Origin of the sequence: Streptomyces pimonensis (genome assembly GCF_041380215.1) — a bacterium.
Taxonomy (GTDB): Bacteria; Actinomycetota; Actinomycetes; order Streptomycetales; family Streptomycetaceae; genus Streptomyces; species Streptomyces pimonensis.
Genome location: NZ_JAHWZY010000019.1, coordinates 98,489 through 113,264, shown reverse-complemented (window position 1 = coordinate 113,264; position 14,776 = coordinate 98,489). Strand labels below are relative to the sequence as shown.

14 protein-coding genes and 1 pseudogene are annotated in these 14,776 nt (G+C 73.9%); 6 read left to right on the top strand and 9 right to left on the bottom strand.

All coding sequences use genetic code 11. The annotated features are described in order from the left end of the window. The first annotated feature begins 131 nt into the window (after positions 1-131). Positions 132-776, top strand: coding sequence for a DUF4865 family protein (locus KYY02_RS20405; protein ID WP_371239882.1), 645 nt, complete (start codon positions 132-134; stop codon positions 774-776). On the opposite strand, the gene KYY02_RS20400 is transcribed toward KYY02_RS20405, so the two are convergent. The 4 genes from KYY02_RS20400 to KYY02_RS20385 are packed head-to-tail and all read right to left on the bottom strand — an operon-like array spanning position 706 to position 4,017. Next, positions 706-1,125, bottom strand: a complete 420-nt coding sequence (locus tag KYY02_RS20400) for a PPOX class F420-dependent oxidoreductase (RefSeq protein WP_371239880.1) — start codon at positions 1,123-1,125, stop codon at positions 706-708. The two genes, KYY02_RS20405 and KYY02_RS20400, sit on opposite strands and share 71 nt — an antisense overlap. Before the next feature lie 31 nt (positions 1,126-1,156). Further along, a complete protein-coding gene (locus tag KYY02_RS20395; protein WP_371239878.1) occupies positions 1,157-2,047 on the bottom strand; it encodes an NAD(P)-dependent oxidoreductase in 891 nt (296 codons plus the stop codon). Positions 2,048-2,090: 43 nt separating this feature from the next. After that, entirely contained in the window at positions 2,091-3,329 is a 1,239-nt protein-coding gene (locus KYY02_RS20390; RefSeq protein WP_371239876.1) for an ROK family protein, read from the bottom strand. A 13-nt stretch (positions 3,330-3,342) separates the two neighbouring features. Further along, the gene (locus KYY02_RS20385) at positions 3,343-4,017 is read right to left on the bottom strand and encodes an alpha-ketoglutarate-dependent dioxygenase AlkB family protein (RefSeq protein ID WP_371239874.1); all 675 of its coding nucleotides are present in this window, start codon (positions 4,015-4,017) and stop codon (positions 3,343-3,345) included. A 68-nt stretch (positions 4,018-4,085) separates the two neighbouring features. On the opposite strand from KYY02_RS20385, the gene KYY02_RS20380 reads away from it, so the two are divergent. Both KYY02_RS20380 and KYY02_RS20375 read left to right on the top strand, forming a co-directional pair. Next, on the top strand, positions 4,086-5,219 hold the full coding sequence (locus tag KYY02_RS20380; protein ID WP_371239872.1) for a methyltransferase: 1,134 nt from the start codon (positions 4,086-4,088) through the stop codon (positions 5,217-5,219). A 297-nt stretch (positions 5,220-5,516) separates the two neighbouring features. After that, positions 5,517-6,188, top strand: coding sequence for a phosphatase PAP2 family protein (locus tag KYY02_RS20375; RefSeq protein ID WP_371239870.1), 672 nt, complete (start codon positions 5,517-5,519; stop codon positions 6,186-6,188). 176 nt (positions 6,189-6,364) lie between these two features. On the opposite strand, the gene KYY02_RS20370 is transcribed toward KYY02_RS20375, so the two are convergent. From KYY02_RS20370 to KYY02_RS20360, 3 genes are all read right to left on the bottom strand, one after another. Next, complete coding sequence (locus KYY02_RS20370; protein WP_371239868.1) at positions 6,365-6,691, bottom strand: hypothetical protein; 327 nt, start codon at positions 6,689-6,691, stop codon at positions 6,365-6,367. Positions 6,692-6,809: 118 nt separating this feature from the next. Further along, positions 6,810-7,745: a DUF6807 domain-containing protein gene (locus KYY02_RS20365; protein WP_371239866.1), complete on the bottom strand. Its 936-nt coding sequence runs from the start codon at positions 7,743-7,745 to the stop codon at positions 6,810-6,812. Next, positions 7,742-8,857, bottom strand: a complete 1,116-nt coding sequence (locus tag KYY02_RS20360) for a Gfo/Idh/MocA family protein (RefSeq protein WP_371239864.1) — start codon at positions 8,855-8,857, stop codon at positions 7,742-7,744. Before KYY02_RS20360 ends, KYY02_RS20365 begins: the two co-directional genes overlap by 4 nt. A gap of 421 nt (positions 8,858-9,278) precedes the next feature. On the opposite strand from KYY02_RS20360, the pseudogene KYY02_RS20355 reads away from it, so the two are divergent. The 3 genes and pseudogenes from KYY02_RS20355 to KYY02_RS20345 all read left to right on the top strand — a co-directional run. Beyond that, positions 9,279-9,959: pseudogene (locus KYY02_RS20355) on the top strand (tripartite tricarboxylate transporter permease); the annotation flags it as partial. A 472-nt stretch (positions 9,960-10,431) separates the two neighbouring features. Next, positions 10,432-11,514, top strand: a complete 1,083-nt coding sequence (locus KYY02_RS20350; RefSeq protein ID WP_371239862.1) for a GDSL-type esterase/lipase family protein — start codon at positions 10,432-10,434, stop codon at positions 11,512-11,514. Between the two features lie 79 nt (positions 11,515-11,593). Then, positions 11,594-13,231, top strand: a complete 1,638-nt coding sequence (locus KYY02_RS20345; RefSeq protein WP_371239860.1) for a cellulase family glycosylhydrolase — start codon at positions 11,594-11,596, stop codon at positions 13,229-13,231. 68 nt (positions 13,232-13,299) lie between these two features. Here KYY02_RS20345 and KYY02_RS20340 read toward each other — a convergent pair whose 3' ends face one another. Together KYY02_RS20340 and KYY02_RS20335 are read right to left on the bottom strand one after the other, a co-directional pair. Next, positions 13,300-14,004 carry a class F sortase gene (locus KYY02_RS20340; RefSeq protein ID WP_503167869.1) on the bottom strand — a complete coding sequence of 235 codons (705 nt, stop codon included), beginning with the start codon at positions 14,002-14,004 and terminating at the stop codon, positions 13,300-13,302. A gap of 102 nt (positions 14,005-14,106) precedes the next feature. Then, the gene (locus KYY02_RS20335) at positions 14,107-14,709 is read right to left on the bottom strand and encodes a hypothetical protein (RefSeq protein WP_371239856.1); all 603 of its coding nucleotides are present in this window, start codon (positions 14,707-14,709) and stop codon (positions 14,107-14,109) included. Positions 14,710-14,776 lie beyond the last annotated feature (67 nt).

The following is a 14,776-nucleotide window of genomic DNA, read 5'->3' as shown; positions in this document are numbered from 1 at the left end:
GCGGGCGGCCACCCCCCGTTCGACGTCCTGAGGGGCCGGTAGGTGCCCCGTGAGCGGCAGGACACCTCCCGCCTCACGGGGGAGGCGCTCCGCGAGCGCCGGACCGCGCGTGCCCGCCCCGGCTCACATCCGTGCCACGCGCCCCGCGAACGCACCGGTGGTCATCGCCCGCTCCCTCGCCGCGCCGGCCGAACCGCTCGTCCGGGACCGACGGCCGTCGAGGGCATGAACGCCTTCCTCCGCGCGGCGGATTCCAGGACATCGCCGACGCCTTGGGACGTTCCCCGGTACGGCAGTGGACCGGCCTGGCGTACGAGGAGGGGGCGGCCGCGGACGCACCGGCCGCCGTCGCCGCACGGCACCGGCGTCCCGTGCCGGACGGGGACTCCCGGGCGAGACGGCCGAGGAGGAGGTGCGGGAGTACGGCCGGTCGGGACGGCGCGGTGCTCGCCGCGGCCGCCGTGTCCACCGCCCGCTGGGGGCCGGTGCGCTTCTCTCCGGACGCACGACGCGCCCGAGACGGACGGCGAGGCTTTCGAGGTGCTGCGCGTGTGGGCACCGGAACGGGGCCGGCTGCCCCCGGGGACGTCAGTGGTGAACGCGGTCCCTCCCGTCCCCGGCGCCGGGCCGCCCGGACACCCCGGGGCGCCCGTCCGCGCCCTCGCCGTGGCCGGCCCCCGGGGTCCGCGCCCGCGGAGCGGGCGGTCAGCCGGACTGGTCGCTGTCCTTCAGCGCACCCCAGCCGTGCCAGCGCTCGACCTCGAGCCAGCCGCTGACCCGCGACCGCTCCCGGTTCGGGTACGGGTCGCCGGTGTAGTGCCGGGAGAGGCGGTCGATGTCGGCCAGGTCCTCGTCGTCGTAGATCTCGGTCACCCGGCCGAGCAGGGTGACGTGGGTGTACCAGTCGTCGCCGGCCAGGACGGTGAGGGTGACGCGGGGGTCGCGGCGGACGTGCTTCAGACGCACCCGGCCCTCGTCGAAGTTGATCAGCGCGCGGCCGTCCTCCCACAGGTACCAGGTGGGGGTGGACACGGGCGCGCCGTCGGAGCGCAGCGTGGCCATGACGCAGGGGTTGGGCTTGCGCAGCAGTTCCTGCGCCTCGGGGGGAAGCGGGGGCTTGGACACTCGGACTCCCTCGTGCTCGCGGCTCGGCCGGTCAGGTGGTCGGGTCGTCGTCGAAACTGGCGTAGTAGGCGGCGGCCATGTCCTCGTCGCCGTGGCCCTGGGCGTCGGCCCGCTCGAACCGTTCGGCGCTCGCGGCGGCCACGTCCAGGCGGACCCCGTGCTGTTCGCCGGCCCGCACGATCAGTCTGGCGTCCTTCGCCGCGGTCGTCACGGCGAACTGGGCCGGGGACAGCCGCCCCTCGAGGATCATCCCGGCCTTGGCGTGCAGGTAGCCCATGTCGAGCGGGCCGTCGGCGATGAGGTCGAAGAAGCCGTCCGGTGCGACGTCGAGTGCCTTGGCCAGAGCCAGGGCCTCCCCGGTGGCGGCGGTCGCGGCGAGCACCCAGCTGTTGGCGACCAGTTTCAGGCGGGTCGCTCCGGCCGTGGCGCCGTCCTCCCCCGCCCACACGGTGCGGGCGCCCACGGCGTCGAACACCGGGGCCACCCTGTCCCGGCCCTCGGCGGGGCCGGCCGCGAGCACGGTCAGCTGTCCGGCCTCGGCGGGCCGGCGGGTGCCCAGGACCGGGGCGTCGTAGAAGAGCAGGCCGTGCTCACGGGCGAAACCGGCCAGTTCGGCGACGCCCTCGATGCCCGCGGTGGTGGACTGCGCCCACACGGTCCCGCCACGCAGGGCGGGGGCGGCCTGACGCATCGTCTCCAGGGTGGCCGGCCCGTCGTACAGCATGGTCAGCACGGCGTCGGCGGACTCGACCGCCTCGGCGGGGGTGCCGGCGAGGTGCGCGCCGTCGGCGGCGAGCGGTTCGGCCTTGGCACGGGTGCGGTTCCAGGCCCGTACGGTGTGCCCCGCGCGCAGGAGGTTGCGGGCCATCGCCGCGCCCATGATGCCGGTGCCCAGGACGCTGACGGTGAGTTTTTCGGTCATGGAGTCGGCTTTCTGTCCGTCTGCCGGTCAAAACGTCTTCGTTTCACACCAGTGCCCCGAGAGGATCGTCCAGCACCGGCTGCCAGGCCAGTTCCGCCGCGCCGACCAGGCTGTTGTGGTCCAGGGTGCAGGGGAGGATGGGGACGCCGCCACTGCGGCCCCACAGGCTGCGGTCGGCGACGACGGCGCGGAGCCGGTCCGGGTCGGCCTCCAGCAGGGTGCGGTGCAGTCCGCCGAGGATGATCCGGTCCGGGTTGAGGATGTTCACCAGTCCGGCCAGGCCGAGTCCGAGGCGGTCGATGAGGGACTCGGCGGCGGTGCGCACGTCCGGGTCGTCGTACTGGCCGTGGATCAGGTCGTCGGCCTGCTTCAGCAGGGACACCTCGGGGCCCGGCGCGCGGCCCGCCGCGGTGAGCAGGGCCAGCGGGTCCGCCTCGACGTCGAGACAGCCGCGGCTGCCGCAGTGGCAGGGGCGGCCCTCGGGGTTGACTGCGAGGTGGCCGACTTCCAGGGCGAGACCCGAACTGCCCGAGTGCAGGCGGCCGTCGAGCACCAGCGCGCCGCCCACGCCACGGTGGCCGGTGGCCACGCACAGCAGGTCGCGGGAGCCGCGCCCGGCGCCGTGCCGGTGTTCGGCGAGGGCGGCGAGGTTGACGTCGTTGGCCGCGAAGGCGGGCCCGTCCAGACCGGCCGCGCGCACCTGCTCGGCGAAGATCTCCCGTACCGGGGCGCCCGCGGGCCAGGCCAGGTGCAGGGGGTTGAGGGCGAGTCCCTCCGGCTCGGCCACCGCCGACGGCACGGCGAGCCCGGCGCCCACGCACCGCCGCCCGGTCTCCTCCAGCAGCTCGGCGCCGGCCGCGACGACGGAGCCGAGCACCTTCGCCGGGTCGGCGTCGACGACCTCGCAGCCGGGCGCCGTGGCGACGATACGGCCGCCGAGCCCGACCAGGGCCGCCCGGAAGCCGTCGGAGTGCACCTGCGCGGCGAGCGCCACGGGCCCGTCCTCGGCGACCGAGAGCCGGTGCGAGGGGCGCCCCTGCGAACCGGCCGCCGCGCCGGGCCGGGCGTCCACCCGGATCAGCCCGAGGGCCTCCAGTTCGGCGGCGACCGCACCGGCCGTCGCGCGGGTCACGCCCAGCTCGGCGGTGAGCACCGCGCGGGTCGGCGCGCGTCCGGTGTGCACGAGCTCCAGCGCGGGTCCCAGCGCGCCGCGCCCCCGGTCCAGCCGCGTCCTCGAGGTGGTCCCTTCCCCCGCCGGCCGGGGGTCCGCCTTCCCGCTCATGCACGCGAGTCTGTCATGATCCGCAACTGGGGGCGGACCGCAGGCCGCTGACCCGCAGCGTGACGTTCAGCCGGCCGGACAGCCCCAGCTCGGGCGGCGCCGTGCCCGCGCGCACCCGGGGAACGCCGTGGTACGCGAGCCGGGAGGGCCCGCCGAAGACGAACAGGTCGCCGCTGCGCAGCTCCACGTCCGTCCAGGGGCGGGAGCGGGTCGCAGTGTTGCCGAAGCGGAAGACGCAGGTGTCGCCGAGGCTCAGCGACACCACGGGCGCGTCCGCCTTCTCGTCGCCGTCGCGGTGCATGCCCATGCGGGCGTCGCCGTCGTAGAAATTGACGAGCGCGATGTCGTACGCGGCGCCGCGTACGGCCTCCGCGCCCAGCGCCTCGGTCACCGCGCGGCGGCCCAGCTCGCCGAGCCACGCGGGGAACGGTTTCACCGGCGCGCCGTCGCCGTCGACCACGGTGCGGGCGTAGTCGTACGGATACCAGTGCCATCCGAGGCACACCTGCCGGGCGGTCATGGTGCCGCCGCCCGGCGTGCGGACCGTACGGAGTCCGGCGGGCGGCCTGGCCCAGTCACGGCAGGCGTCCAGCAGTTCGCGCTGCTCCCGCGCGTCCAGCCAGTCCGGCACGTGCACCGCGCCGGGAGCGATCTCGCCGCGTGCCCTGGGGAACAGCTCGGTGTCCATGCCTCCCATCCTGCCGGACGCGCCCTGAGCTGCGGCTGGGCTAGCCTGGTCGGACGATGAACGACCGTATGACGACTGCGTGGGGCGAGCCGGTGCTGGCCCGCTTCCCCGAGGACCCGCGGGACAGGCTGCGTGCCTGGGACGCGTCCGACGAGTATCTCCTCAGGCATCTCGCCGAACGGCGGGTCCCGCCCTCCGGCACGGTCGTGGTCGTCGGCGACCGCTGGGGCGCGCTGGTCACGGCGCTCGCCGCGCACCGGCCGACGCAGATCACCGACTCCTGGCTCGGGCAGGAGGCGACCCGCGCGAACCTGGCGCGCAACGGCGTCGAGCCGGGCACGGTCCGGCTGCTCACCACGCAGGATCCCCCGCCGGACCGGATCGACGTCCTGCTCGTCCGCGTGCCGAAGAGCCTGGCGCTGCTGGAGGACCAGCTGCTGCGGCTGGCGTCGGCGGTGCACGAGGACACGGTCGTCGTCGGCGCCGGCATGGTGAAGGAGATCCACACCTCGACACTGGACCTCTTCGAGCGGATCCTCGGCCCGACCAGGACCTCGCTCGCCGAGAAGAAGGCGCGGCTGGTCTTCTGCACGCCCGACCCCGCGCGGGAGCGTCCCGCGAACCCCTGGCCGTACCGCTACACGCTGCCCGACGGCATCGGCCCGGTGTCGGGCGCGACGGTCGTCAACCACGCCGGTGTCTTCTGCGCCGACCGCCTCGACATCGGCACCCGGTTCTTCCTGCGCCATCTGCCCGCCGACGGGGAAGGCGGACGGGTGGTGGACCTGGGCTGCGGCAACGGCGTGGTCGGTACGGCGATGTCGCTGGCGGATCCGCGCGCCGAGGTGCTGTTCGTGGACGAGTCGTTCCAGGCGGTGGCGTCCGCGCAGGCCACGTACCGGGAGAACGACGTCTCCGGACAGGCCGAGTTCCGGGTCGGCGACGGCCTGTCGGGCGTACCGGCCGGCAGTGTCGACCTCGTGCTGAACAATCCGCCCTTCCACTCCCACCAGGCGACCACCGACGCCACGGCCTGGCGCATGTTCACCGGTGCCCGGCGCACCCTGCGCCGGGGCGGCGAACTGTGGGTGATCGGCAACCGTCACCTGGGGTACCACGTGAAGCTGCGACGGCTGTTCGGCAACAGCGAAGTGGTGGCCTCGGACCCGAAGTTCGTGGTCCTGAAGGCCGTGAAGCGCTGACTCAGGACCGTGCCCGGCGCCTCGATGCCCCCGTCACCGTCCGTGCCATCGCCTCCCCGTTCCGGTCCTTCGCCCACAACTACAACGTCGCCGCCCTGCCGCTCGCCGCGGCCGGACTGTTCAACCCGATGCTCGCCGGAGCGGCCATGGCCTTCTGCTCGGTCCTCGTGGCCGGCAACTCGCTGCGCCTGCGTGCGTTCCGGACCGGCTGACCGGGGTGGGCGAGTCCGTGCGGATGGATCATGCGTACCGTGGGCACCTGGTGATTCGCCCACGATGACACCGCGGGAGAGACAGATGAGCGAGCCGCCCACCACCGACCAGGACGCCACCCGTCCGCTCACCAGGACCGTACCGCCCGCCGACGGGCTGCGCAGGGTCGTCGCCGCGGCCCTCGGCGACCTCAGAGCAGTGGACGGCGCCCTGTACGCGGCGGTCGCCGCCACGCCGACGCCGACGCTCGACCGTGCGCTGCGCCGGCTGTCGCACACGGCCGACCACTCCAAGATCTCGTTCGCCATCGCCGGGGTCCTCGCGCTGAGCGGGGCACGACCGCGGCGGGCGGCGCTGGCGGGGGTGGGGGCGGTCGCCGTGGCGTCGGCGTCGGCGAACCTGCTGGGGAAGCGGCTGGTGCGCAGGGCGCGGCCGGACCGGGAGGCCGCGCGGGTGACCGTGGACCGGCATGTGCCCATGCCGACGTCGGCGTCGTTCCCTTCGGGACACACGGCGTCGGCGGTCGCGTTCGCCACTGCGGTCGGGACGGTGTTGCCCGCGGCCTCCGCTCCGCTGGGGGCGCTCGCGTGTGCGGTGGGGTACTCGCGGGTGCACACGGGTGTGCACTATCCGGGCGATGTGGCCGCCGGGGCGATCCTGGGCATCGCCAGCGCCGCCACCGCGCTGGCCGTGGGGGCGGCGCGTCTTCCGGCGTCGTACGCCCCGCACCGGATGCGGTTCTTGCGCCGGCCGTGACCCGCGGACGCCGGCGCGGCCCGCTCCGCGGACGCCGGTGACGGGGGCGGGCGCCCCGGGCCGCCCGCCGGCCGCGTTCCCGCGCCCGCGGGCTCAGCCCGAACGAGCGACGACCTGTCCGACGACGGAGCAGCGCCTCCCGCACCGGGGGCAGGTCGCCTCGCCGAAGGCATGGGTCAGGGCGTGCGCCACGTCCTCGTGGCCGTCCGCCAGGGCCGGCCCGTGCAGGCGGCGGCCGAGGGCATCGGGAGCGGGAGGGTCTCGCCGCCGTCGAAGAGGGCGCAGCCCTCCGACGTACTGAGGAAGCCACACTCGCCGATGGCCGACCACAGCGCCTCGGAGCAGTCCCCATCGGGGCTTTCGAGCTCGTACTCCTCACTGACGAGGCCCCGGACCGGACTCTCTCCCCAGAAGATGCCGCCCTCCGGATTCAGGACCGCCTCGAGCAGGTGGCAGCAGCCGTCCCGGTCTCCGGTCTCCGGTCCCCGGTGACCGGGCGCCACCGGTGGGCGGCGGCCAGCAGGCGTGCGACCTCGGAGGCCCGCCGGTCCCGCAGCCCCCGGGTCTCGTACCGCTGATCGGCCTGAACCAGGAGCGCGCCGGGGAGTGGAGCGGGACCGCTCACCACAGCAGACCGTTCAGATGCGTCTCCACCCGCTCCCGGTCCCACACCCCGTCCGCGACCACGATGCGGTACCGGTACGCGAACGACTCCCCCGGCGGCAGCGCGAACTCCTCGAAGAACGCCCAGGAGAACGCGACCGACGGTACGGGCTGCGAGCGCACGAACCAGTGCGACGGGTGGACGGCGCTCCCGTCGAGGTTCTCCGGTGCGTGCGCGAAGACGAGCGTGGAGTGGCCGTCGTGCTCGTCGTGTTCGGCGCTGAACGAGAGCCACGGCCCCTGTGTGCCCATGAGTTTCCCGGCCTCGGCACCGGCACCCTCGCCGACGTCCGGCACGAGGACCGTACCGCCCGTGAAGTCGCGCGGTCCGCGCCACTGCAGCCCGGTGTAGCCGGCCATCTCACGGCCGGCGGCGGTGGGCGAGCCGAACTCCAGTGCCACGTCACGCAGGTTGGTGAGCCGGATCGACCAATCCAGCACCCAGGCCCCGGCCGCCAGGTCCACCGAGTGGACGCTCAGCCCGCGTTCCTCACGCGCCCACTCGGCCCCCCCGTTCTCCACCCAGGTGAGGTCCTCGGTGCAGTCGAAGCGCTCCGTCCCGGCCGCGAACACGGAGAAGCCGTCGTGCCGCATAGAACCGATCCGCTCGGGCAGCGAAAGGTAACCCCGCCCGTGCACATAGGAGTTGCCGCCCCAGAAGTTCTGCCCGGACAGGTGGCTGGCCGTCATCTGCAGCCCTTTGTGCCAGCGGTGGTCGTTGGGCCGGTACCCGGTCACCGTGTGCCCGGCGAGCGTGCGCACCGGATGGGCGTACGGCTTGCGGGACTCGAACGGCTCGGGGTCGGGCCGGTAGACGTAACAGAGGATCTCGGTGCCGTCCGGTGCCGTCACCGAGACGGACTCGCCGTGCCGGTGGATGACGTGGATGCTCATGCGCGCTCCTCGGCCGCCCAGTCGAGCCGGCCGCCGTGCATGGCCGCGTGGAAGGGGTCGCCGGGCGTGATATCGCCGGCCCGCACCGGCCGCCCGGTGAACGCGGCCTTGTACAGCGCGGCGGCGAACTCCAGTGTGCCGCGCGCCTCCTGACCGCTGCCCGGTGGCCGCACCCCGGCGTCGTAGGCGTCGAGCAGGGTCTCCAGCTGGGCCGTGTGCGAGCTGGGGACGTCGAGCGCCGGGGTGCGCCAGGCGGCGGCACGCTCGGCGGGGACGTGCCGGGCCGGGGTGTAGCTCCAGTCGTCGTTGGCATACCCGTACAGGTGGGTGAGTTCGACCGTCGCGTCCGCGCAGTCGACGCGGATGCGGCTCACCTCGTCCGGCGAGAGCACGCTGTTGACGACGGTCGCGAGCGCACCGCCGCGGAAGCGGACCAGGGCGGTGGAGACGTCCTCCCCCTCGGTGTCGTGGACGAGGCGCGCCGCCATGGCCCGTATCTCCTCCCACTCCCCCAGCAGGTGCAGCAGCAGGTCGAACTGGTGGATGCCGTGTCCCATCGTCGGCCCGCCGCCCTCGGTGGCCCAGCGTCCGCGCCAGGGCACGGAGTAGTACGCGGCGTCCCGGTGCCAGGTGGTCTGGCAGTGCGCGACCAGCGGGGCGCCCAGCTCACCGCTGCGGATCAGCTCGCGGGCGTGGACGGCACCGGAGCCGTAGCGGTGCTGGAAGACCACGGACGCGTACGCCCCCGAGGCCTCCTCGGCGGCCGCGATGTCGTCGTACTCGGCGAGCGACAGGCACAGCGGCTTCTCGCACAGCACCCAGGCGCCGGCCTTGAGCGCGGCCACCGTCTGCTCCCGGTGGAGCGACGGCGGGGTCCCGATCAGCACCAGGTCCGGCCGTACGGCGTCCAGCATCGCGCTCATCGAGGTGAACCCGGCGACCCGCTCCCCCGCGGACTCGCGGAAGGCGTCGAGCCGGCCCCGGTCCACGTCGACGGCGGCGACCAGTTCGGTGCGCTCGGCGTGGGCGCGCAGCGCGGGCAGGTGGCCTGCGCTGACGATGGCGCCGGTGCCCACGACGGCGACACGGCGGCGGACGGGGGGCAAGGACATGCGGCGCTCCTCGGAACGACGGCGAAGGCAGGACGGGAAACTTTAGAAAGCGCTTTCCCTCGCCGTCGACCCTAGGCCCGCCCGCCGACAGGAACAACCCCGGCCCCCGTTGTTCGGGACCGGCCGGAACCGAAACCCGGTCCTCCTGCGCCCGCGTCCCTCCCCCGGTGACAGTCCCCCCGCCCCGCCCCGGGAACCGGTACCGTTGCTCGGGTCGCCCCGCCACCCCGTACCGCAGCGTCACCTCCGCGGCGCCCACGGTGCGGAAGCACTCCAGGCACCGGCAGGCACTGACCCGCCAGTCCCCGGCCGGGGCGGCGCACCCGGTGGCCGACAGGGTGCCGTCGGCCTCGCGCAGGGTGCGCTCGACCAGCCCGGCGGCCTCCGCGCTCATGCCCGCTCGGCCTCCCGACCGCGGGCGTTCCCGTTCGGCGCGATCCCGGCGGGCGGCGCGGAGATTCCGACCTTCCTGTCGTACATCACGGAGAAACGGCTGCCGAAGCGCGAGGACGAGTGGGGCAAGGGCGCCATCGAGGGCGTGGCGGGCCCGGAGTCGGCGGCGTCGGCCTCGGCGGCGGGCACGCTGGTGTCGATGCCGACCCCGGGCCTGCCGACCACGGCGGTCACGGCGGTGATGCTGGCCGCGTTCCAGCAGTACGGCATCCAGCCCGGCCCGCTGCTCTTCGAACGCGAACCCGACCTGGTGTGGGACCTGGTCGCCTCGTTGTTCGTCGGCATGGTGCCGCTGCCCGCCCTCAACCTGCCGCCGGCCCCGGTACGGGCGAAGCTGCTGCGCATCCCGCGGCCGTACCTCTACGCCGGGATCATGTTCTTCGCGGCGGTGGGCGCGTACGCGTTCGGCGGTGAGGTGGTCGACCTGGTGCTGCTGGTCATCGGCCTGACCGGCTTCGGAATGCGGCGGTACGGACAGCCGGTGCTGCCCGCCGTCATCGGCGTCGTTCCCGGCCCGGCCGCCGAACAGCAGATGCGCCGCGCCCTGCAGATCGGCGACGGCAACGTCACGGGGCTGGCCGACACACCGTTCTCGGTGAGCGTTCACGCGGTCGTCGTGCTGCTGCCGGCCTGGCCGCTGGTGCGCAAGGCGCCGTCCGGGAAGGGCGCCGGCAGCCGACCGCTGGCGGGTTCCGCCCGTCGGGGTGCGCGTGCCCCGACGGGCAGGCACGGATCACGCCGGCCGGTGCGCCCGCGGTCCGTCGGCCGTGCCCACGGCACGGGACGCCCGGCCGCGGCCCCGAGGGCGGGTCCGCCCCGCGGGCGGCGCCGCTCGGCGGACTCGGGCACCGGGCGTCCCACGCGCCGCCGGTCGCGCGCCGCGGTGGCTCGTCCGCCCCGCTGCCGCACGTGTTCCGGGCAGCCCCCGGGCCGCAGCACGCCCGGCCGTACGGTTGCCACGGCCCCCGCCCATCCGCCACGGCGGCCGGGCGAGCCGTGGCGCGGAGCCCGGCCCTTCGCGGACAACGACCTCGGCCCGACCTCTTGACGCGTCAATGACAACAGTGGCTTGATGTCCTGCATGGGAGCGCTCCCACATCCTCCACGGAAGGGGACCAACCATGCGCGGCATCCACCCCCTGCGCTTACGCAGGCTTCCGCTCCTCGGCCTGCTGGCCGCCCTGCTCCTCCCCCTCGGCCCGATCCCCGCACCGACCGCGACGGCCTCGCCGGCGGCGGCCGGCCCGGTGCGTGTCATGCCGCTCGGCGACTCCATCACCGGGTCGCCGGGCTGCTGGCGGGCCCTGCTGTGGAACCGGTTGCTGGACGCCGGACACACGGACGTCGACTTCGTCGGCACCCTGCCCGCGCAGGGCTGCGGCGTGGCGCACGACGGGGACAACGAAGGCCACGGCGGCGAACTGGTCACCGACGTGGCGGACCGGGACCTGCTTCCCGCACGGCTGGCGGCGACGTTGCCGGACATCGTTGTCATGCACTTCGGCACGAACGACGTCTGGAGCAACGTCTCCCCCGACCGCATCCTCACCGCCTACACCAGGCTCGTGGGACAGATGCGGGAGTCCAACCCGGACATGCGGGTCCTCGTCGCCCAGATCATCCCGATGAACCCCGGCACCTGTGCCGCCTGCGCCCGGCGCGTGGTCGATCTCAACGCCCGGATCCCCGCGTGGGCCGCGGCGACGAGCACCGACCGCTCCCCGGTGACCGTGGTCGACCAGTGGACGGGGTTCGACACGGCCACCGACACCTACGACGGCGTCCACCCGAACGCCGCCGGCAACGAGAAGATCGCCGCGCGCTGGTTCCCGGCCCTGGCCGCGCTCCTGGAGGCGGGCGTCCCCGACGGTCCGGACGATCCCGACGGCCCCGGCTGCACCGCGTCCTTCCGGGCGGTCTCCAGCTGGCAGGGCGGCTATCAGGCCGAGGTGACGGTGCGCAACACCTCCGCCACCCCCGTCACGGGCTGGACGGTGACGGTGGTACCGGCCGACGGCGCCCGGGTGAGCCAGGTCTGGAACGGCACCCTCGGCACGGCCGCCGACGGCACGGCCACCGTCACCGAGGCGCGGTGGAACGGGACCCTGGCGCCCGGAGCCAGTACCGCCTTCGGTCTCATCGCCACCGCCCCGGCGGCCTCCACCGCCCCGGCGGCGACCGTCGGCTGCACGACCGCCTCCTGACGCACGGCACGGACCACCGCACGGCGCACAGAGCAACCGCACGGCACCGACAGCCAACCGCATCCCCGCTGGAGCCGCCATGAGACCCCGTACGCCCGCCTCCCCACGGACCGCCGGCCTGCTCGCCGCCCTCCTGGGACTCCTCCTCCCTCTCCTCGCCCTCACCACTCCGGCGCACGCGGCGCCCACCGGGTTCCGGGTGGAGGACGGCCGGCTCCTCGAGGCGTCCGGGAACGACTTCGTGATGCGCGGTGTCAACCACGCGCACACCTGGTACGCCGACCGGCTCGACTCACTGGCGCACATCAAGGCCAAGGGCGCCAACACCGTGCGCGTCGTCCTGTCCAGCGGCGACCGCTGGACCCGCAACGACGCCGCCGACGTGGCGAACGTCGTCGCGCGGTGCAAGCAGAACCGGCTGATCTGCGTCCTGGAGGTGCACGACACCACCGGCTACGGCGAGCAGAGCGGAGCGGTCACCCTCTCCCGCGCCGCCGACTACTGGATCAGCGTCCAAAGCGCCCTGGCCGGCCAGGAGGACCACGTCATCGTCAACATCGGCAACGAGCCGTACGGCAACACCGGTTACACGGCCTGGACGGCCGACACCAAGGCCGCGATCCAGAAGCTGCGCAACGCCGGGTTCGACCACACGATCATGGTCGACGCCCCCAACTGGGGCCAGGACTGGGCGTTCACCATGCGCGACAACGCCGCTTCCGTCTTCGCCGCCGACCCGGACGCCAACACCGTGTTCTCCATCCACATGTACGGCGTCTTCGACACCGCCGCCGAGATCAGCGACTACCTGGGCCGCTTCGTCTCGGCGGGACTCCCGATCGTGGTCGGCGAGTTCGGGCACAACCACTCCGACGGCGACCCCGACGAGGACACCATCCTGACCGTCACCCGGCAGCTCGGTCTCGGCTACCTCGGCTGGTCCTGGAGCGGCAACGGCGGCGGCGTCGAGTACCTCGACATGGTCACCGACTTCGACCCGGACCGGCTGACCAGCTGGGGCCGGCGCCTCTTCGAGGGTGCCGACGGCATCGCCGCCACGTCCGAGGAGGCCGCGGTCTACGGGTCCGGGTCCGGCGGCGACACCACGGCCCCGACCGCTCCCGGCGCTCCGAGCGCCTCGGCGGTGACCTCCTCGTCCACGACTCTCACCTGGGGCGCCGCCACCGACGCGAACGGGGTCACCGGCTACGACGTCGTGCGGATCACCGGCGGTACGGAGAGCACCGTCACCACGACGGCCGGTACCTCCGCCACCGTCACCGGACTCGCCCCGGCCACGTCCTACACCTTCGCCGTCTACGCCAGGGACGCCGCCGGCAACCGCTCGCAGCGCTCCGCCACGGTGACCGTCACCACGTCCTCCGGCGACACGACGGGCGCCTGCGAGATCGGCTACCGGGTGACGGGCGAGTGGCCCGGCGGGTTCCAGGGCGAGGTCACCGTCCGCAACACGGGCGGCTCGGCGGTGAACGGCTGGACGCTGCGCTGGACCTTCCCGGCCGGCCAGCGCATCACCAACATGTGGGGCGGTACGCCGACGCAGAGCGGTTCCGGGGTCAGCGTCGCCTCCGTCCCGTACACCGCGTCGATCCCCGCCTCGGGCTCGGTCGGCCTCGGCTTCACGGCCTCGTGGACCGGCGTGAATCCCAGTCCCACGGCGTTCAGCCTCAACGGCGCGGACTGCTCCGTGGTCTGACGGACCGCTGCCCGGAAGGCGCCCTCCCCTTCCGGGCAGTCCGCCGTCCCGGCCGGTCCGGAGCCGGTTCAGACGAGATGGGCGAAGACCACCAGGTTCTCGGTGTAGTCCTTGGCTGCGTGGTCGTAGTCCCCGGCGCAGGTGATGAGCCGCACCTGGGCGTCGGGAGTGTCGGCGTAGACGCGCTCGTCGGGGAAGTCGTCCTTCTCGAAGGACTCCGTCTCGTCCACCACGAACGTCGCCTTGCTGCCGTCGGCACGCAGCACCCGGAAACGGTCGCCCTTCTTCAGTTCGCCGAGCCGCGCGAACACGGCCGGGGACGTCGTCGTGTCCACGTGCCCGGCGATGATCGCCGTACCGCGTTCTCCCGGGGAGACTCCCTTGGCGTACCAGCCGACCAGGTTGGTGTCGTGGGGCGGGGGTGGCTCCAGCTGCCCCTTGCTGCCGATGGCGAGGTCGGTGAAGGGGGCGTCGACGTCGATGGCGGGGATGAGCAGCCGGGTCGGCTCGGACCGCGGCAGATGCCCGGCCGCCGGTGCGCGGGGGGTGGGCTCGCCGTCGGCCGGGGCGCTCGTGGACGGCGCGGAGGAGACCGCGGAGGCCGCGCGCGGCCCGTGTGCGTCGTCGGGAGGGTCCTCCCCGCCGCCCGTCAGCGTCATGGCCAGCAGCAGGCCGGCTCCGCTCCAGAAGACCGCCGTCATGACGGCGCGCAGCCTCCGCCGCGTCGGCGACGTCTGATCGGTTTCGAGGGAGGAAGGGGGACTGGCCGGCATGGGGAGGACCACCTCATTCGGACACGGCACACGGACGAGCGAGCGGGGCCGTCATGACGCGCGAGGCACGTACGACGGCCCCGTTATGGCGCCGGGCACGGCTCAGGCCACGCTCCCGGCGGCCTTCTTGCGGCGCAGCGCGTAGGCACCGGCGCCGAGCGCCGCCAGTGCGGCCAGGCCGCCCGCGGAGACACCGGGCTCGGCGAGCCCACCACCGCCGGTGTGCATCCCGCCGCGCGGCTTCTCCTTGTCCTCCTTGCCGCCGTAGGACTCCTCGCTCCGCGAGTCGTGCTTCCCCTTGTACGTCTCGGGGCCGTACTTCGAGTCCTTGGCGGTGTCCCAGTCCGCCTCGTTCACTGCGGCCAGGGCCCCACCGCCGGTGTTCATGCCTCCGCGCGGCTTGTCGTACTCCTCGTGCTCCTTGTCGTACTCCTTGCTGCCCTCCTCGTGCTCCTTGTCGTACTCCTTGCTGCCCTCCTCGTGCTCCTTGTCGTACTCCTTGCTGCCCTCCTCGTGCTCCTTGTCGTACTCCTCGTGCTCCTTGGCCTCCTTGTCGTGCTCCTTGCTCTCCTCCTCGTGCTCCTTGCTGTAGGAAGACTTGTCGTGCCCCTCGTCGCCCGAGTGGTCGGCGTAGGCTGCGGGCGCGGCGATGGCGAGGGCCGCCGTGGCCGTCGCGGTGGCGAGCACCATGCGGGCAGAGCGCATCTGAGAGTCCTTCCACGGGAGGCCGGGCAGCTGACTTCTCGTCAGCACGGGTGTCCCGGGCTCCGGC